The sequence below is a fragment of the Pseudundibacterium arcticum genome (assembly GCF_042646465.1).
GTDB classification, from domain to species: Bacteria; Pseudomonadota; Gammaproteobacteria; order Burkholderiales; family Burkholderiaceae_D; genus Undibacterium_A; species Undibacterium_A arcticum.
In genome coordinates this window covers 319,761-336,962 of record NZ_JBHRTP010000008.1, presented here as the reverse complement: position 1 = coordinate 336,962, position 17,202 = coordinate 319,761, and the positions used below count along the sequence as shown (strand labels likewise).

The following is a 17,202-nucleotide window of genomic DNA, read 5'->3' as shown; positions in this document are numbered from 1 at the left end:
TCGTGAAAATATGATTTTAACGGATTAGCACCGGTTGATCAGCATATCAGGTGCGGCAGCAGGGGCAAAAATTTACTGCGATCTGCAGCTTTGTAGTGAACGCGCCGCCCCAACGCGGCGATTAACCGTTCAGAGCAAGCCCGAACGTTCGTCGGTAGAATGGCGGATCGGTAAAAAAGCTGTAAGCGTTGCGATGCAGCACCCCAATATTGTTGCTGCATAGAAATTAATTTTCAAGTTTCTTCGGAGTATGTAGCAAATATGCAAACAAAATGTGGGCACTGCGTATTCATCTTCCGGAGTATCTGCGCTTAAATACAGCTCCTGGTACCACCCAGATCACATAATTATTCAGAAAGAGTGCAGCGTGAGCGCGTTCAGTGGCAGTACCAGCGAGCAGGATGGCGTCGAGGCCCGGTTGGCGATCGAAAAAAAAGCCTTTACCGATGGCCGCAGGATATCGACCCCGACCATGCCCGGCATCTTCGCATGGGGCATGGTGACCGGGATGGCGATGGTCAAGTCGGGCCTGACGCTCTGGCAGGCGCTGGGCATGACTTTTGTGGTGTATGCCGGCTCCGCGCAACTGGCGGCGCTGCCGTTGATCGCCGCCAATGCCTCGATATGGGTGGTGTTTGCAACGGCGCTGGTGGTCAATTTGCGCTTCGTGATCTTTGCCGCAGTGATCGGTCCGCATTTCGCCCATCTGCCGTGGTACAAGCGGCTCTGGTACGGCTATTTCAACGCCGACATCACGACCGCCTTTTTCCCGCAACGCTTTCCGCCCGAAACCGTGCATCAGACCGAAGGCAAGGTCGGATTTTTCACCGGCATCGGTTATCCCAACTGGTTCGCCTGGCAAACTGGTTCGGTCGCCGGCATCCTGCTGGCCAGCCAGATTCCGCAAAGCTGGGGCATTGGCTTTGCCGGCACGCTGGCGCTGCTGGCGGTACTGATCCCGCTCACCTTCAACGGCGCCGCGCTGGCCGGTGTGGTGGTGGCCAGCCTGGTGTCGCTGCTGGCGTACAGCCTGCCGTATCGGCTCGGGCTGCTGCTGGCGGTGATCCTGGGAATGGTGGCGGCGATGGTGGCCGATTCGATGCTGGACAAGGAGTCGGCATGAGTAATGTCGATGTCTGGATTTCGAGCATTTTGTTGGCCGTTGCGGCGATCTTGACGCGTGGTTCGTTCTTTTTGCTGGGTGATGTCAAGCTGCCGGCAAAGATCCAGCACGCATTGCGCTATGCGCCGGCGGCCGCGATGGCGGCGATTGTGATGCCTGATTTGTTAATGTCCGGCAATAATCTGAATCTGGCGATCGCCAATCCGAAGCTGTGGGCCGCGCTCGGCGCAGTGCTGTTCTTCAAGACCACCCGCCATTTGCTAGGCACGATTATTATCGGCATGGCCTTGTATACGGTGCTCAGGCTGGTGTGGCAATAGCGGGCCATGGCGGCGCCGTGGTCGCGGTCAGCGCGATAACGCGCACGCGATCCACCATTCAGTGTTCAGTCTTGGCTGCTTTGCTATCAAACGGGTTTTAGCGCGGGGCGCGGTGCGGTAAAATAGCGGCTTTTCTTTCTCGCCTTTCCGATACGCCATGCAAGCTGTTCTTCAATTTCGTCGCCTATCCGACCTGATCGCCGCCCACCAATTACAGGGCAAGCGTGTGTTTATCCGCGCCGATCTGAACGTGCCGCAGGACGATGCCGGCAATATCACCGAAGATACGCGCATCCGCGCTTCGGTGCCGGCGATCCAGGCGGCGCTCAATGCCGGCGCCGCGGTGATGGTGACTTCGCATCTGGGCCGTCCGACCGAAGGCGAGTTCAAGCCGGCCGACACGCTGGCGCCGGTGGCGCGCCGCCTGTCCGAATTGCTCGGGCAAACCATCGAACTCAAGCAGAACTGGGTCGACGGTGTCGAGGTGGCGCCGGGCCAAGTCGTGCTGCTGGAAAACTGCCGCATCAACCAGGGCGAAAAGAAGGACAGCGATGAACTGGCGCAAAAAATGGCCAAGCTGTGCGACATCTATGTCAACGACGCGTTCGGCACCGCGCATCGGGCCGAAGCCACTACCCACGGGATCGCCAAATACGCGCCGATCGCCTGCGCCGGCCCGCTGCTGGCAGCCGAACTCGACGCGCTCGGCAAGGCACTGCATCAGCCGGCGCGCCCGCTGCTGGCGATCGTCGCCGGCTCCAAGGTGTCGAGCAAGCTCACTATCCTGAAGGCGCTGGCCAGCAAAGTGGAACAACTGATTGTCGGCGGCGGCATCGCCAATACCTTCATGCTGGCGGCCGGTCTGAAGATCGGCAAATCGCTGGCCGAAGCCGATCTGGTGGATGAAGCCAAGGCGATCATGGCGCTGATGGCGGCACGCCACGCATCGGTGCCGATCCCGGTCGACGTGGTGTGCGCCAAGGAATTTTCGCCGACCGCTGCGGCTACCGTCAAGGACGTCAAGGACGTCGCCGACGACGACCTGATTCTCGATATCGGACCGAAAACCGCGGCCATGCTGGCCGAGCAAATCAAGACTGCCGGCACCATCGTCTGGAACGGCCCGGTCGGTGTGTTCGAGTTCGACCAGTTCGGTGAAGGGACGCGGACCCTGGCGCTGGCGATTGCCGAGTCGAACGCGTTTTCGATCGCCGGCGGCGGCGATACGCTGGCCGCGATTGCGAAATACCAGATTGCCGACAAGATTGGTTATATCTCGACCGGCGGCGGTGCCTTCCTGGAGTTTCTGGAAGGGCGGACCTTGCCGGCAGTCGAGATCCTGATGCAGCGCGCACGATAAAACATGCCAGCAAGCGACCACCAACCATGATCCCGGGAGATTTGATGCCACGTGCCACCAAGATTGTCGCCACTATCGGTCCGGCTTCCAGCGATCTGGCCACGCTGACGCGCATGATCGAGGCCGGCGTCGATGTGGTGCGCCTGAATTTTTCGCACGGCACCGCGCAAGATCATATCGAGCGCGCCAACACCATACGCCAGGCCGCCGCCGCGTGTGGCCGTGAAGTCGCGATCATGGCCGACATGCAGGGTCCGAAGATCCGGGTCGGCAAGTTTGAGCACGGCAAGATCGAACTGGAAAAAGGTGCCAAATTCATCCTCGACGCTGGCTGGGGCGCGAACGGCGAACTGGGCAACCAGGAACGCGTCGGCCTCGATTACAAGGCTTTGCCGCGCGACCTGAAACCGAACGACGTGCTGCTCTTGAACGACGGTCTGATAGTTTTGATCGTCGACAAGGTGGTCGGTGCCGAGATCCATACCCATGTCAGGATCGGCGGCGCGCTATCCAATAACAAGGGCATCAATCGCCAGGGCGGTGGCCTGTCGGCACCGGCGCTCACGGCCAAGGACATGGAAGACATCAAGACCGCGATGAGCTTTCAGGCTGACTATGTCGCGGTATCGTTCCCGAAAAATGCGACCGACATGGAAATGGCGCGCCAGCTTGCCAATATCGCCGGCGAAGCATACGGCCACAAGCCCATGATGATCGCCAAGATTGAACGTGCCGAGGCGATTCCGGTGCTGCAGGAAATCCTCGACGCGTCCGACGGCATCATGGTCGCGCGCGGCGATCTGGCGGTGGAAGTCGGCAACGCCGCGGTCCCGGCACTGCAAAAGCGCATGATCAAGATGGCGCGCGCGTCGAACAAGATTGCGATCACGGCTACCCAGATGATGGAGTCGATGATCGTCAACGCGATACCGACTCGTGCCGAGGTGTCGGATGTCGCCAACGCAGTGCTGGACGGCACCGATGCGGTGATGACCTCGGCCGAAACCGCATCCGGTAAATATCCGGTAGAAACCGTCGAAACGATGGCGGCGATCTGCCTGGAAGCCGAAAAATCGGATCTCTGCAAACTCGATGCCGATTTCCTGAACGTCACCTTTACCCGCATCGACCAGTCGGTTGCCTACGGTGCGCTGTTTACCGCCTACCATCTGCGGGTCAAGGCCATCATCGCCCTGACTGAATCGGGCTCGACCGCGCTATGGATGAGCCGTCACAACATCGACATGCCGATCTTCGCGATGACGCCAAGCCTGGCAACCCAGCGCAAGGCCGCGCTGTACCGCAATGTGCGGACGCTGCATCTGACGCAATCGACGGATAGCGCCGCGGTGCTGAAAGCGGCGGAAGACTTGTTGGTGCACAATGGCATCGTCCAAAAAGGTGACATGATCGTGGTCACCTGGGGCGAGCCGATGGGACAGGTTGGCGGTACCAATGCGCTCAAGATCGTCAAGGTCGGCCAATACTGATTTCTGCCTGTTTTCGTGCCTTTATTTGCCGATACGCCCCGCTTTCCCTATATGTATATTCATTATCTGGAGTAACACCATGCCACTCGTATCCATGCGTCAACTGCTCGACCACGCGGCCGAAAACGGCTACGGCCTGCCGGCGTTCAACGTCAACAATCTTGAACAGGTGCAAGCCATCATGGCCGCCGCCGATGAAGTCGGTTCGCCGGTCATCATGCAAGCGTCGGCTGGTGCCCGCAAATACGCCGGCGAAGCCTTCCTGCGCCACTTGATCGAGGCGGCAGTCGAAGCCTATCCGCATATCCCGGTGGTGATGCATCAGGATCACGGCCAGTCGCCGGCGGTCTGCATGACCGCGATTCGCTCCGGCTTCACCTCGGTGATGATGGACGGCTCCCTGATGGCCGATGGCAAGAGCGTCGCCAGCTATGAATACAACATCGATGTGTCGCGCGAAGTGGTCAGGTTCTCGCATGCGATCGGCGTCACGGTCGAAGCGGAACTGGGCGTGCTCGGCTCGCTCGAAACTATGAAGGGCGACAAGGAAGACGGCCACGGCGCCGACGGCACGATGACGCGCGAGCAATTGCTGACCGACGTCGCGCAGGCGGCCGACTTCGTCAAGCTGACCCAGTGCGACGCGCTGGCGATCGCGATCGGTACCTCGCATGGCGCCTACAAGTTTTCGCGCCGGCCAACCGGCGATATTCTGGCGATCGATCGCATCAAGGAAATCCACGCCCGCATTCCCAACACCCATCTGGTGATGCACGGCTCGTCGTCGGTACCGCAGGAACTGCTGGCCGAGATCCGTCAATTCGGTGGCGACATGAAAGAGACCTATGGCGTACCGGTCGAAGAAATCCAGGAAGGCATCAAGCACGGCGTGCGCAAGATCAATATTGATACCGATATCCGGCTGGCGATGACCGCTGCGGTGCGCCGCTATATGTTTGAAAATCCATCGAAATTCGATCCGCGCGACTTCCTGAAGCCGGCGCGCGAAGCGGCGATGAAAGTCTGCAAGGCACGTTTCCTGTCGTTCGGCTGCGAAGGTCAGGCCGCCAAGATCAAGCCACTGACGCTGGAAGCGATGGCCGAACGGTACCAGAAAGGCGCACTGGCGCAAATCGTACAATAAGAGTTCCCTCCCCCTTGCAGGGGGAGGGTTAGGGAGGGGGTAGTGCGGTCGATGAATGATACACGTTGCCGATCGACCGTCCTACCCCCATCCCAACCTTCCCCCTGCGAGGGGGAAGGGGCTAAAAGCCTTAGCCAGCAACGATCGCCATGCGATTGCGCTGGCCTTGAAGACGACGAGTAATGCGCAGCGTCGACCGCCCCGGCGCACGCTGCGCACAATCCTCACGATTACGGAACAACCATGACCAGTCTGTACCAATCCTCCATCACTTCGCTGCCACTGCTGGGCCACGGCAAGGTGCGCGACAACTACGCGGTCGACACCGACAAGATCCTGATCGTGACCACCGACCGGCTGTCGGCGTTCGACGTCGTGATGAACGAGCCGATCCCGACCAAGGGCAAGGTATTGAACCAGATGAGCAATTTCTGGTTCGACAAACTGGCCGCGATCGTGCCGAACCACCTGACCGGCATCGCGCCGGAATCGGTAGTGGCACCGGACGAAGTGGAACAGGTACGCGGCCGTGCGGTCGTGGCCAAGCGTCTGCAGCCGATCATGGTCGAGGCGGTGGTGCGCGGCTACATCATCGGTTCCGGCTGGAAGGACTATCAGGCGACCGGCGCGATTTGCGGCATCACCTTGCCGGCCGGGCTGCAACAGGCAGCCAAGCTGGCCGAACCGATTTTCACGCCGGCCGCCAAGGCCGATCTGGGCGAACACGACGAGAACATCAGTTTCGCCGAGATGGAGCAGCGCATCGGTGCCGAACTGGCCAGCAAGATTCGCAGCATCAGCATTGAACTGTATAAAACCGCCGCCGATTACGCCGCGACCCAGGGCATCATCATCGCCGACACCAAGTTCGAATTCGGCCTCGATGAGAACGGTGTATTACACCTGATGGACGAGGTACTGACTGCCGATTCGTCGCGTTTCTGGCCGGCCGACAGCTACCGGGTCGGCATTTCGCCGCCATCGTTCGACAAGCAGTTTGTGCGCGATTATCTGGAAACGGTCACTAGTTGGAACAAGACCGCGCCGGCGCCGAACCTGCCGGCCGATGTGATCGAAAAGACCGGCGCCAAATATCGCGAAGCGCTGCAGCGCCTGACCGGTGCCCAGCTGAAGGACTGAGATGAACGAACAGAAAGCTGTATTGGTTGCGGGCATGCCGCTGGTCGGCGTGGTCATGGGCTCATCCTCAGACTGGGACGTGATGCAGCATGCGGTCGCGATCCTGACAGAATTCGGCGTCCCCCACGAGGCGCAGGTGATTTCGGCGCACCGCATGCCGGACCAGATGTTCGAGTACGCGGCAACAGCCAAGGCGCGCGGCCTGCGCGCGATCATCGCCGGCGCCGGCGGCGCGGCTCATTTGCCGGGCATGCTGGCGGCCAAGACCATCGTGCCGGTGCTGGGCGTGCCGGTGCCGTCCAAATATCTGCGCGGCGAGGATTCGCTGCTGTCGATCGTGCAAATGCCGAAGGGCATCCCGGTGGCGACCTATGCGATCGGCGAGGCCGGTGCCGCCAATGCGGCGCTGTCGGCGATCGCGATGCTGGCCATGACCGATGACGCGCTGGCCGCCAAGCTGCTGGCCTTCCGCGACAAGCAGACCCAGATCGCACTCGACATGAAGCTGCCGGCATGAGCAAGGTACAGGATTCACAACTGCCGCTGATCCCGGTAGCGACACCGCCGGTCTGGCTGGGCGTGATGGGCGGCGGCCAGCTCGGCCGCATGTTCGTGCACGCCGCCCAGGCACTCGGTTACAAGGTCGCCGTGCTGGAACCGGAAAAGAATTGCCCGGCGGCGCATGCGGCGGATCACCATATCGTGGCCGATTACAATGATCAGGCCGCATTGGCGGAGCTGGGTCAGTTGTGCGTGGCGGTGACCACTGAATTCGAGAACGTAGCGGCACAGAGCCTGGCGTTTCTGGCCGAACGCACCATCGTCGCGCCCGCCGCGCATGGCGTCTCGATTGCGCAGGACCGGATCGCCGAAAAGAATTTCTTCACCGATTGCAGTCCCGCATCAAAGGTGCTGCCGGCGCCGCATCGCCTGATCGCATCAAAGGCCGACATCGACGCGCATAGTGACGCCATCTCGGCCGAGCTGTTGCCGGGCATCCTGAAAACCGTCCGGCTCGGTTACGATGGCAAGGGGCAGGTCCGGGTCCGCACGCTGGACGAGCTGCGCACTGCGGTTGCCGCGTTCGGTGACACTGACGTGGCCTGCGTGCTGGAAAAAATGTTGCCGCTGGCGTACGAGATCTCGGTCCTGGTCGCGCGCGGCGTCGATGGCGCGACGGTGGTGTACCCGATTGCCGAAAACGTGCATCGCGACGGCATCCTGTTCACCACGACGGTGCCGGGCCCGAACGTCTGCGCCGATTCGGCCAGAAAGGCGCAGGATGCGGCGCGGGTGATCGTCGACCGGCTAGACTATGTCGGCGTGCTGTGCATCGAATTTTTCGTGCTGCAGGACGGCTCTCTGGTGGTCAATGAAATGGCGCCGCGGCCGCACAACAGCGGTCACTACACCATCGACGCCTGTGTCACCAGCCAGTTTACGCAACAGGCGCGGGCCATGGCGCGCTTGCCCTTGGGCGACACGCGCCAGCACTCGGCTACCGTGATGCTCAATATTCTGGGCGATATCTGGTTCGTCGGCGATGGCAAGCAACTGCGCGAACCGGCCTGGGACCAGCTGCTGGCCCTGCCTGGCGCCTGCCTGCACCTGTACGGCAAGGCGCATGCGCGACGCGGTCGCAAGATGGGCCATATCAGCTTTGTCGCGCCGACCCTGGCGCAGGCGCAGCAGCAGCTGGCTGTCGCTTGCGGCATCCTCGGCATTGCGTTGTAATTGCGTTGTAATCCTCAAGTGATGAAACCAGCGGGGTCCGACTCTGGGCGAGGTTCAGGCCTCGATTCCGGTCTTGATGCGGGTATCGCGCCGGGTATCGATCCAGCCGCGATCGATGCGGCGGCGCGCCAGCTGGAAGCCGGGCAGCTGGTCGCGTTCCCGACCGAGACCGTGTACGGTCTTGGCGCCGATGCCGAAAACCCGCAAGCGGTGGCGCGCATCTACGCTGCGAAAGGGCGGCCGGCCAATCATCCGGTGATCGTGCATATCGCACCCGAGGCCGATCTTGCGTACTGGGCCGCTGCGGTACCGGACGAGGCGCGCCAACTGATCGCCGCGTTCTGGCCCGGTCCCCTGAGCCTGATCCTGAAGCGGGCCGCCCACATTCCTGACGCCGTCTCCGGCGGGCAAGATTCGATCGGCATCCGTTGTCCGTCGCATCCGGTGGCGCAGGCGCTGCTGCGGGCGTTCAGGGGCGGCAAGGGCGGTGTCGCCGCGCCGTCCGCCAATAAATTCGGTCATGTCAGCCCGACCACGGCCCAGCATGTGCGCGATGAATTTGGCCCCGACCATGCGATCGCCAGCATCCTCGATGGCGGCCAGAGCGCGGTCGGCATCGAATCGACCATTCTCGACCTGTCGCGACTCGCGACCCACGGCCCGGTACTGTTGCGTCCGGGTCACATCAGTGCCGCCGACATTGCGGCAGTGATCGGGCACACGCCGGCCGAGCCGGACGCCGCCGCGCCGCGTGCATCGGGCACGCTGGAAGCGCATTACGCACCGCGCACGCCGGTGGCCCTGGTCGCGCCGCTGCAATTGGCGGCGACGCTGGCGCGGCTACAATTGGCCGGGCGACGCATCGCGTTGATGGGTCTATCGACCAGCATCGCGACCAATGTCGCAGCCCGCTTCGACATGCCGGCCGCACCCGATGCCTACGCCCACGATCTGTATGTCGCGCTGCGGCAGCTGGACCTCGCCGCGGCGGACCTGATCGTGGTCGAAGCGCCGCCGCAAGTTTCCTTGTGGCAAGCTGTCAACGACCGCTTGCGCCGTGCCGCGTATGACTCTGCCGGCATATTGGAGCGCCTGCTCTAAAAAAAGCCGGCGTCCGCCCGGCTTGCCGCTGTACAAGATAATCCAGAGATGGCATATTGGCCGAGACGAATAAACACGCTCGTACTTTTCAATAATCATAAACGACAGGAGACATCAATGCGTCAATTCAAACTCGCTCTGACACTGCTTGCCGCCGCCGCTCTGGCAAGCTGCGGTGGCGGTGGTGCCGGCGATCAGTCCACCGCGGTCAAATTCAGCTCGCAGGTGTCGTTCGGCGACAGCCTGAGCGATGTCGGTACCTACGCGGTCGGCCCGATCGCGGCTCTTGGCGGCGGCAAGTTCACCATCAACGGCGATAACACCAGCATCAACCCTGCATTGACGGGCAAGAACTGGACCGAATTGATGGCAGCGCAGTTCGGTTTGCCGGCGCCATGCGCCGCGCAGACCGGCCTCGATGGCGGCCCCACCGGTTTCAACGTCCCGGTCGTGAACCATGCCGGCTGCACTTCGTATGCGCAGGGCGGCGCGCGCGTCACTAACCCGGTCGGGCCGGGCAACAAATTGACCGGCGCCACCCGCGGCGATCTGACCGTGCCGTTGGTCACCCAAATTCAAAATCACCTGAACGCTGTGGGCGGTAAGTTCAAAGGCGATGAAGCCGTCTTCGTGTGGGCCGGCGCTGATGATGTGCTGATGCAATTGGTCGGTCTGTCGGCAAATGCAACGGTGGCAGCGACGGCAGCGGTGACGGCGGCGGTTCCAGGTCAAATTCAGAAAGATATTGCGGCTGGCACCTGCACGCCTACCGATGCGCAAGCGACCAACTGCCAACCGGCAGCGATTGCGGAACTGACGCCGACCGTCGGTGCCGCCGCCGCCGGTGCCTACGTGCAGACCAATGCGCCGCTCGCGGTGACCGCGATGGGCACCGCCGGCGCCGAACTGGCCGGCTATGTGAAATCGCTGATCGTCGCCAACGGCGCGAAATACGTCACGGTAGTCAACCTGCCGGATGTCAGCGTGACACCGTATGCGCTGACCCAGAGCGCCGACACGCGCGCGCTGATCACGACCATGGTCACCACCTTCAACAACCAGTTGCAAACCGGACTGGCCGACAACGGCAATGTGCTGGTGGTCGATGCCTACTCGGTGAACCGCGATCAATACACCAATCCGGGTCCCTATGGCCTGACCAATGTCACGACGCCCGCCTGCGATCTGAGCCCGGCCAAAAACCCGCTCGGTAATGCGCTCGGTTGCAACGCCACCAACTTGAACCCTGGCGACGTCAGCCATTATTCGTACGCGGATTCGGTGCACCCGACGCCGTTTGCGTATCTGCTGGCGGCCCGTTATGTATCGGAGAAAATGGCCGCGAAAGGCTGGCTCTAAGCTTGGCGACCTGAGCGGTAACGAGGGGCGCTGATGGTCCCTCGTGTTACGCGCTGATCGCTCCCTGATCGCTCCGCTGATCGCTCATTTATAGCGGAATTTCATGATCAGGATGAAGCAGGCCAGCAACAGGGTGATGAGGTTGGCAATGACAATCGGCATCGCGCCCAGTTGCAGGCCGTAAGCCAGCCAGAGTGCAACGCCGGTCGTGAAAATACCGTACATGGCCAGCGAGATGCCATCGGCGCGGCGGGTTTTCCAGGTCAGCCAGGCTTGCGGCACGAAGGCCGCGGTGGTCAGCGTGGCAGCGAGATAACCGATCAGATCAGTAGATGGCATTGAACTATTCAATCGAAGAATTAGGAGACAAGATGAAAAAAAGTTTCGAAGGCGCACTTAAAGTTTTGGCACTGGCAGTCGCGATGAGCATCAGTGCCGCAGCATCGGCGCAAAGCGCCGGTACCTGGTTCGCGAAGGCTGGCGTCAACAAGATCACACCGAAAGTCGACAGCGGTGCCATGTCGGCGCCGGCCTTACCCAACACCAAGGCCGATGTCGGCAGCGACACCGAGGTGCTCTTCGCCGGCGGCTATATGTTGACCGACAATATCTCCACCGAACTCGACCTCGGCTGGCCGTACACCCATGAATTCTTCGGCGACGGTTCGATCAAGGGCAGCGGCAAAATCGGCACGGCGGAGGTCTTGCCGCCAACGCTGTTCATACAATACCGCTTTCTGGAAGCCAAGTCGGCGTTTCGTCCATATGTCGGACTCGGCTTGACCTATGCCTACTTCCGCAAGGAAACCGGCTCCGGCAAGTTGACCGCGATCACCAATACCGGCAGCGCCACCCCGACCACGTTCACTCTCGATAACAAGGTCGCGCTGACGCCACAGATCGGCGTGACTTATGCGATCAACGACAAATGGTTCCTCGATGGCGTCGTCACCAAGACCTTCCTAAAGACGACCACGCATTTCTCGTCCGGCCAGACGCTCGATATCAAGCTTGACCCGGTGGCGATCAGTTTGGCGGTCGGCTACAAGTTCTAAAGCTGATTAAGGATCGCCTGTCGCTTGCGCCGGCGAGCCATCAGTAGCAAAAAAATCCACCTGAGCAGGATACGCCAGGCGGATTTTTTATTGCATCATCCTGATATTGCCGGGGGAGTATTGGCAAAAAATACCCTGATCCCCTTGTATTCATTGCGGTCCAATAAATACTACCGGCAGTATTATTGGAAGGCCTGAATCCCTGTTTGCGCCCGTCCCAGGATCAGCGCATGGATATCGTGGGTGCCTTCGTAGGTATTGACCACCTCCAGATTGACCATGTGCCGGATCACGCCGAATTCGTCCGAGATCCCGTTGCCGCCCAGCATGTCGCGCGCGACCCTGGCCACATCGAGCGACTTGCCGCAGGAATTGCGCTTCATCATCGATGTGATCTCGACCGCGGCAGTACCCGCATCCTTCATCCGGCCCAGTTGCAGACAACCCTGCAGCGCCAGCGTGATTTCTGTCTGCATATCGGCCAATTTCTTTTGCACCAGCTGGTTGGCGGCCAGCGGGCGGCCGAACTGCGTGCGGTCCAGCACGTACTGACGCGCGATATGCCAGCACGATTCGGCCGCGCCCAACGCACCCCAGGCGATACCATAGCGGGCCGAGTTGAGACAGGTGAACGGGCCTTTCAGGCCGCGCACCTCGGGGAAGGCGTTTTCTTCGGGGCAGAACACATTGTCCATCACGATTTCGCCGGTGATGGACGCGCGCAAACCGAACTTGCCGTGAATCGCCGGTGCCGACAGGCCCGCCATGCCTTTTTCCAGTACGAAACCGCGGATTTCGCCGGCATCGTCCTTGGCCCAGACCACGAATACATCGGCGATCGGCGAGTTGGAGATCCACATCTTGCTGCCGCTCAGTGCGTAACCGCCCGCCACCTTTTTGGCACGGGTGATCATTGAGCCGGGATCGGAACCGTGGTCCGGCTCGGTCAGGCCGAAGCAGCCGATCCATTCGCCGCTGGCCAGTTTCGGTAGATATTTCTGGCGCTGCGCTTCGGTGCCGAATTCATGGATCGGCACCATCACCAGCGACGATTGCACGCTCATCATCGAGCGATAGCCAGAATCGACCCGTTCGACTTCGCGGGCGATCAGGCCGTAGCTGACGTAGTTCAGGCCGGGGCCGCCGTATTGTTCCGGGATGGTCGGGCCCAGCAGGCCGAGTTCGCCCATCTCGCGGAAGATCGCCGGATCGGTTTTCTCGTGGCGGAACGCCTCCAGAATGCGTGGCTGCAGCTTGTCGCGGCAGTAGGCGGCAGTGGCGTCGCGCACCATGCGCTCGTCTTCGGTGAGCTGATCCGACAATAGCAGCGGATCATCCCAGTGGAACTGGGCCTTGTGTTTCTTGAAGTTCTCTGGTGCGTTCATTCGGTCTCCTGATATTAGTGGGATGCTGCGGTGTTGATGCCGGCCGACGCTGAAGCTCTATGGCTGCCCGACCGTGGTGGCGACAAAACGGCCGTCGTGGAACACTAGCGCGCGTTGCGGGTGGACATCGCAACATTCGACTTCGCCCACGAAGATGACATGGTCGCCTTCCGGATAACGGCTGCGGTTGTGGCATTCGAACCAGGCCGATACGCCCTTCAGGATCGGATGTCCGGTGCTCGATAGTTCAAAATCGACGCCGTCAAAACGGTTCTCGACACGGCGCGAGAACTGTTCGGCAAGCTGGTGTTGACCGGCGCCCAGCACATTGATCACATAGTGTGAGTTGGCGCTGAAGACCGGCATGCTGGTGGCCTGATTGGACAGGCTCCACAACACCAGTGGCGGATCGATGGAGACCGAATTGAACGAACTGGCGGTCAGGCCGAGGAAACTGCCGTCCGCCAGCCGCGTGGTAATCACGGTGACACCGGTAGCGAATTGCGATAGCGCCTGCCGGAACTGCGCGTCGTCGAATTCGCGCGTCGGACTGCGTGGGGATATTGTGTGCATATCCAGTTATTATGCCGAAAAAGCGGCGGCAACGCGAACCAGCTCTTGTTCCAATCACCCTTGGCGGCGACCAATCGCCTGCAAATTGGCATGCAGTCGGGGCAAGATTGCGCTACAGTCTTCCTAAGACGCGAGCCTGAGACGTGATACCAGGCCCGCCAAACCGCGGAAGGAGAAGGCAGACCATGACTGAAATTGCAACATTGGGAGGCGGTTGCTTCTGGTGCCTGGAGGCGGTATATCAGGAGCTGAGCGGTGTCCAGCATGTGGAATCGGGCTACAGCGGCGGCAGCATTGCCAATCCCAGCTACGAGGAGGTGTGCAGCGGCGCAACCGGCCACGCTGAAGTGGTGCGCATCAGCTTCGATCCGACCCAGGTCAGTTATCGCGACATTCTGGAAATCTTCTTCACGATCCACGACCCGACCACCCTGAACCGGCAGGGCGCCGATCAGGGTACGCAATACCGTTCGGTGATTTATTATCATTCGCCGGAACAGGAGGCGACCGCCAGGCAGGTGATCGCCGAAATGGCGTGCGTGTGGGACGCGCCGATCATCACTGAACTGAGCCCGGTCCAGACTTACTACAAGGCCGAGGATTACCACCAGAATTATTTCCGCCAGCACCCGCTGCAGGGTTATTGCGCCTTCACCGTGGCGCCGAAGGTCGCCAAGTTCCGCAAAATGTTCAGCGACCGGATCAGACCGGAAGCCTAGCGTTCAATAGCGGGGTAGATATAACGGCGCGACCATGGCGACTGTGGGCTGCGGCCGGCTTTGACGCAGATTACCTGGTACAGCGAGATCCAGTCCTGCGCAAACGCGTAGGCCGATCCGGCCAGATACACCTGCCAGATCCGGAAATGCTTGTCGTCGGTCAGCGTCCGGATCGCGTCGGCCCGGGTTTCAAAATTCTCGGCCCATATGCTGCAGGTGCGGGCGTAGTGGCGGCGCAGATTTTCAACATCGAGCGCTTCCAGCCCGCCTTCCTGCATGCTGCGCAGTACCAGACCTATGTGTGGCAATTCGCCGAGCGGAAACACGTATTTCTCGATGAATTCGCCGCCGCCGAACGGCGCCTCGCCGTTGTCGGGATCGGTCGACGTGATGCCGTGATTCATCGCGATTCCGTCTTCGGTCAATAGCGTATTGATCTTCGCAAAATAAGCCGGCAGCAGCTTCAATCCGACATGTTCGAACATGCCGACGCTGGTGATGCGCTCGAAGCTGCCTTCGACATCGCGATAGTCCTGCAGCCGGATGTCGACGCGGTCGGACAGGCCGGCGCGCGCGACCCTCTCCTTCGCCAGTGCGTACTGGTTTTCCGACAGCGTGACACCGACGCAGCGGGCGCCGAATTTTTCTGCCGCGCGCAGCACCAGCGCACCCCAGCCGCAGCCGATGTCGAGCAGGCGGTCGCCAGGGCGGACCTGAATCTTGGTCAGGATATGATCGATTTTCTTCAGTTGGGCGGTGTCCAGATCCTCATCGCCATGCTCGAAATAGGCGCAGGAATAGACCATGTTGCGGTCCAGCCACTGCGCATAAAAATCGTTCGACACATCGTAGTGATAGCGGATCGCTTCCGCGTCGTGTGCCTTGTCGTGCTTGAAACTACGCACCACGCGCGATAGCCGGCCTTTGGCTGCCAGCGTATGCACCGCCAGCGCATTGCCGATCGCGATCATTTCGGCGGCCTTGCCCTTGACGTCGATCTTGCCCTCGACATAGGCGATGCCGAGGCTGGACAGCGATGGCCGCAGCAGGTAGCTGAGGGCCGACAAACGCGGCACCGTGATGGTGACTTGCGGCAGCCCTTGCCCGAAGTCAAAGCGTTGCCCGTTCCACAGTTCTAGCCGCAGGGGTAACGGGGACTGACTGCGGATGTTCTGAACCCAATGTTCCAGTCGCTTTTCCCAAAACATGATGCCTCCGGTCGTGCAGACGAATCAGTCGGTTGTCCCCGCGCTTAAGGAGCCTGCCGGACTTGCGCAGACTCGGCTGATAAAACCTCTGATCGGTACAGTGTCACCGGCATTTTTGGTCAATAGCGTAGCGCGCGATTGACGCTGCAATTCCGGCAAAATCTGTCCTCGTTCAGTAATTTTCGCTCCGATTCCGTAAGTCTGACAGCCTCCTAGGGCTGCAAGCGCTGACGCAACCAACTACCGTCGGCCCGCAGGGTGAACAAAATCCGGTCGTGCAGCCGCGACGGCCGGCCTTGCCAAAATTCAATCGCGTCCGGTATCAGCCGGTAACCGCCCCATTGTTCGGGGCGCGGCGGATGCTCGCCGTATTGCGCCGCCGCCTGCGCATAGCGGCTTTCCAGCTGCGCCCGGTCGGCCACCGGCAGACTCTGGTCCGACGCCAGGGCGCCGAGCCGGCTCTGCAATGGCCGACTGTTGAAATACGCGTCGCTTTCCGCCGCGCTGATGCGCTCGACGCGGCCCTCGATGCGCACCTGTCGCTCCAGTTCGGACCAGTGAAACAACAGCGCGGCGGTCGGATTTTGTTGCAGCTCGCGACCCTTGCGGCTGTCGTAATTGGTAAACCAGGTGAAGCCGAGCTGATCGAAATCCTTGACCAGCACGATGCGCGACGATGGCCGGCCGCCAGCCGCCACCGTGGCGATGCTCATTGCGTTTGGTTCGCGCACTTCGGCCTTCAGCGCCTCGTCAAACCATTTGGCAAACTGGGCGATCGGATCGTTCAGTACATCCGATTCGGTCAGGCTGGCGTGGCTGTAATCGGTGCGCAGATGGGCGATTCTGGCGTTCTTTATGGGCCTGGCCAGCGCTGTTGCGGCTGTGCTCCCGACCGCCATAATGCCGCGCCGCTCCTGCATCGCAGCGCCCAGTTGCGCCATTTGCTGGTTGCTGAACAGGCGTTTCGCCATCGGTGCAATATGGCTTTCTTCGGTTTCCATATGGGCCGTATACATCGCAGTGAAATGCTGCACCTCCGCTGCAGACAGATGTGCCGCCGCACCACAAGCGATTTGCTGTAGTTGCTGATCGAGCGTCTGCCAGGCCACATTCATCTGCTGATGTTCTTTCATGATCTCGGGACAAAGGCTGCGCAAGAGAGCGGCGTCGTCGCCTTGCGCGACCGCCTGCAGCATCGGCAGCAAGTCCTGTTCTTCATCTTCGTGGTGCTTGGGTGCGGCCTTACTAAAATACTGCAGAACTGCCTTGGCGGCTTGTTGCGCATCAACATCTGCGCCATGTTCCGGCAGGTGGGCCAGCAATTTCTGCAGGGTGCCCAACTGCTTGCGGATGCGGTCGTGGCAATGCTTGAGCACGGCGATCGGTTGATCAAAGCCGGGTACCGCTTCGAATAATGAGTCAGTCACGAAATACCTCGCAGATGGATTAAGGCGCGCGTTTTCGCCGGCTGAATGAAAACGCTGCGCGCGG

Annotated in this window: 17 protein-coding genes; 12 read left to right on the top strand and 5 right to left on the bottom strand. The window is 60.8% G+C overall.

What is annotated here, in order from left to right; genetic code table 11:
* The first annotated feature begins 367 nt into the window (after positions 1 to 367).
* The 10 genes from ACFOFO_RS04525 to ACFOFO_RS04480 all read left to right on the top strand — a co-directional run bounded on the left by ACFOFO_RS04525 (position 368) and on the right by ACFOFO_RS04480 (position 10,771).
* Positions 368 to 1,123, top strand: a complete 756-nt coding sequence (locus ACFOFO_RS04525; protein WP_390330940.1) for an AzlC family ABC transporter permease — start codon at positions 368 to 370, stop codon at positions 1,121 to 1,123.
* A complete protein-coding gene (locus ACFOFO_RS04520; protein WP_390326683.1) occupies positions 1,120 to 1,443 on the top strand; it encodes an AzlD domain-containing protein in 324 nt (107 codons plus the stop codon). Before ACFOFO_RS04525 ends, ACFOFO_RS04520 begins: the two co-directional genes overlap by 4 nt.
* A 157-nt stretch (positions 1,444 to 1,600) precedes the next feature.
* Positions 1,601 to 2,803 carry a phosphoglycerate kinase gene (locus ACFOFO_RS04515; protein WP_390326681.1) on the top strand — a complete coding sequence of 401 codons (1,203 nt, stop codon included), beginning with the start codon at positions 1,601 to 1,603 and terminating at the stop codon, positions 2,801 to 2,803.
* Between the two features lie 44 nt (positions 2,804 to 2,847).
* Complete coding sequence (gene pyk / locus ACFOFO_RS04510) at positions 2,848 to 4,293, top strand: pyruvate kinase (protein ID WP_390330938.1); 1,446 nt, start codon at positions 2,848 to 2,850, stop codon at positions 4,291 to 4,293.
* Between the two features lie 79 nt (positions 4,294 to 4,372).
* A complete protein-coding gene (gene fba, locus ACFOFO_RS04505) occupies positions 4,373 to 5,437 on the top strand; it encodes a class II fructose-bisphosphate aldolase (RefSeq protein WP_390326679.1) in 1,065 nt (354 codons plus the stop codon).
* 243 nt (positions 5,438 to 5,680) lie between these two features.
* On the top strand, positions 5,681 to 6,577 hold the full coding sequence (locus tag ACFOFO_RS04500) for a phosphoribosylaminoimidazolesuccinocarboxamide synthase (protein ID WP_390326677.1): 897 nt from the start codon (positions 5,681 to 5,683) through the stop codon (positions 6,575 to 6,577).
* A gap of 1 nt (position 6,578) precedes the next feature.
* Positions 6,579 to 7,094, top strand: coding sequence for a 5-(carboxyamino)imidazole ribonucleotide mutase (gene purE / locus ACFOFO_RS04495; RefSeq protein ID WP_390326675.1), 516 nt, complete (start codon positions 6,579 to 6,581; stop codon positions 7,092 to 7,094).
* Positions 7,091 to 8,311: a 5-(carboxyamino)imidazole ribonucleotide synthase gene (locus tag ACFOFO_RS04490; RefSeq protein ID WP_390326673.1), complete on the top strand. Its 1,221-nt coding sequence runs from the start codon at positions 7,091 to 7,093 to the stop codon at positions 8,309 to 8,311. The genes purE and ACFOFO_RS04490 overlap by 4 nt, the downstream gene beginning before the upstream one ends.
* 21 nt (positions 8,312 to 8,332) lie before the next feature.
* Positions 8,333 to 9,412, top strand: coding sequence for an L-threonylcarbamoyladenylate synthase (locus tag ACFOFO_RS04485; protein ID WP_390326671.1), 1,080 nt, complete (start codon positions 8,333 to 8,335; stop codon positions 9,410 to 9,412).
* A gap of 117 nt (positions 9,413 to 9,529) precedes the next feature.
* Positions 9,530 to 10,771 carry an SGNH/GDSL hydrolase family protein gene (locus tag ACFOFO_RS04480; RefSeq protein ID WP_390326669.1) on the top strand — a complete coding sequence of 414 codons (1,242 nt, stop codon included), beginning with the start codon at positions 9,530 to 9,532 and terminating at the stop codon, positions 10,769 to 10,771.
* 84 nt (positions 10,772 to 10,855) lie between these two features.
* On the opposite strand, the gene ACFOFO_RS04475 is transcribed toward ACFOFO_RS04480, so the two are convergent.
* The gene (locus ACFOFO_RS04475) at positions 10,856 to 11,110 is read right to left on the bottom strand and encodes a SemiSWEET transporter (RefSeq protein WP_390326667.1); all 255 of its coding nucleotides are present in this window, start codon (positions 11,108 to 11,110) and stop codon (positions 10,856 to 10,858) included.
* Positions 11,111 to 11,142: 32 nt separating this feature from the next.
* On the opposite strand from ACFOFO_RS04475, the gene ACFOFO_RS04470 reads away from it, so the two are divergent.
* On the top strand, positions 11,143 to 11,826 hold the full coding sequence (locus tag ACFOFO_RS04470; RefSeq protein ID WP_390326665.1) for an OmpW/AlkL family protein: 684 nt from the start codon (positions 11,143 to 11,145) through the stop codon (positions 11,824 to 11,826).
* 182 nt (positions 11,827 to 12,008) lie between these two features.
* Here ACFOFO_RS04470 and ACFOFO_RS04465 read toward each other — a convergent pair whose 3' ends face one another.
* Complete coding sequence (locus tag ACFOFO_RS04465; protein ID WP_390330937.1) at positions 12,009 to 13,211, bottom strand: acyl-CoA dehydrogenase; 1,203 nt, start codon at positions 13,209 to 13,211, stop codon at positions 12,009 to 12,011.
* A gap of 57 nt (positions 13,212 to 13,268) precedes the next feature.
* Positions 13,269 to 13,784, bottom strand: a complete 516-nt coding sequence (locus ACFOFO_RS04460; RefSeq protein ID WP_390326662.1) for a flavin reductase family protein — start codon at positions 13,782 to 13,784, stop codon at positions 13,269 to 13,271.
* A gap of 185 nt (positions 13,785 to 13,969) precedes the next feature.
* Between ACFOFO_RS04460 and msrA the strand changes: the two genes are divergently transcribed.
* Positions 13,970 to 14,503, top strand: coding sequence for a peptide-methionine (S)-S-oxide reductase MsrA (gene msrA, locus ACFOFO_RS04455; RefSeq protein WP_390326660.1), 534 nt, complete (start codon positions 13,970 to 13,972; stop codon positions 14,501 to 14,503).
* On the opposite strand, the gene ACFOFO_RS04450 is transcribed toward msrA, so the two are convergent.
* The gene (locus tag ACFOFO_RS04450; protein ID WP_390330935.1) at positions 14,500 to 15,711 is read right to left on the bottom strand and encodes a class I SAM-dependent methyltransferase; all 1,212 of its coding nucleotides are present in this window, start codon (positions 15,709 to 15,711) and stop codon (positions 14,500 to 14,502) included. The genes msrA and ACFOFO_RS04450 overlap by 4 nt on opposite strands.
* A 212-nt stretch (positions 15,712 to 15,923) precedes the next feature.
* Entirely contained in the window at positions 15,924 to 17,138 is a 1,215-nt protein-coding gene (pdxH, locus tag ACFOFO_RS04445; protein ID WP_390326656.1) for a pyridoxamine 5'-phosphate oxidase, read from the bottom strand.
* Between the last annotated feature and the right edge of the window lie 64 nt (positions 17,139 to 17,202).

Bases quoted from the DNA above. Each gene is read 5' to 3' on its own strand.
- ACFOFO_RS04480 (WP_390326669.1), top strand. From the start codon at position 9,530: ATGCGTCAATTCAAACTCGCTCTGACACTGCTTGCCGCCGCCGCTCTG.
- purE (WP_390326675.1), top strand. From the start codon at position 6,579: ATGAACGAACAGAAAGCTGTATTGGTTGCGGGCATGCCGCTGGTCGGC.
- ACFOFO_RS04450 (WP_390330935.1), bottom strand. From the start codon at position 15,711: ATGTTTTGGGAAAAGCGACTGGAACATTGGGTTCAGAACATCCGCAGT.
- ACFOFO_RS04485 (WP_390326671.1), top strand. From the start codon at position 8,333: ATGAAACCAGCGGGGTCCGACTCTGGGCGAGGTTCAGGCCTCGATTCC.
- msrA (WP_390326660.1), top strand. From the start codon at position 13,970: ATGACTGAAATTGCAACATTGGGAGGCGGTTGCTTCTGGTGCCTGGAG.
- ACFOFO_RS04500 (WP_390326677.1), top strand. From the start codon at position 5,681: ATGACCAGTCTGTACCAATCCTCCATCACTTCGCTGCCACTGCTGGGC.
- ACFOFO_RS04520 (WP_390326683.1), top strand. From the start codon at position 1,120: ATGAGTAATGTCGATGTCTGGATTTCGAGCATTTTGTTGGCCGTTGCG.
- pyk (WP_390330938.1), top strand. From the start codon at position 2,848: ATGCCACGTGCCACCAAGATTGTCGCCACTATCGGTCCGGCTTCCAGC.
- ACFOFO_RS04490 (WP_390326673.1), top strand. From the start codon at position 7,091: ATGAGCAAGGTACAGGATTCACAACTGCCGCTGATCCCGGTAGCGACA.
- ACFOFO_RS04470 (WP_390326665.1), top strand. From the start codon at position 11,143: ATGAAAAAAAGTTTCGAAGGCGCACTTAAAGTTTTGGCACTGGCAGTC.
- ACFOFO_RS04515 (WP_390326681.1), top strand. From the start codon at position 1,601: ATGCAAGCTGTTCTTCAATTTCGTCGCCTATCCGACCTGATCGCCGCC.
- fba (WP_390326679.1), top strand. From the start codon at position 4,373: ATGCCACTCGTATCCATGCGTCAACTGCTCGACCACGCGGCCGAAAAC.
- ACFOFO_RS04460 (WP_390326662.1), bottom strand. From the start codon at position 13,784: ATGCACACAATATCCCCACGCAGTCCGACGCGCGAATTCGACGACGCG.
- ACFOFO_RS04465 (WP_390330937.1), bottom strand. From the start codon at position 13,211: ATGAACGCACCAGAGAACTTCAAGAAACACAAGGCCCAGTTCCACTGG.
- ACFOFO_RS04475 (WP_390326667.1), bottom strand. From the start codon at position 11,110: ATGCCATCTACTGATCTGATCGGTTATCTCGCTGCCACGCTGACCACC.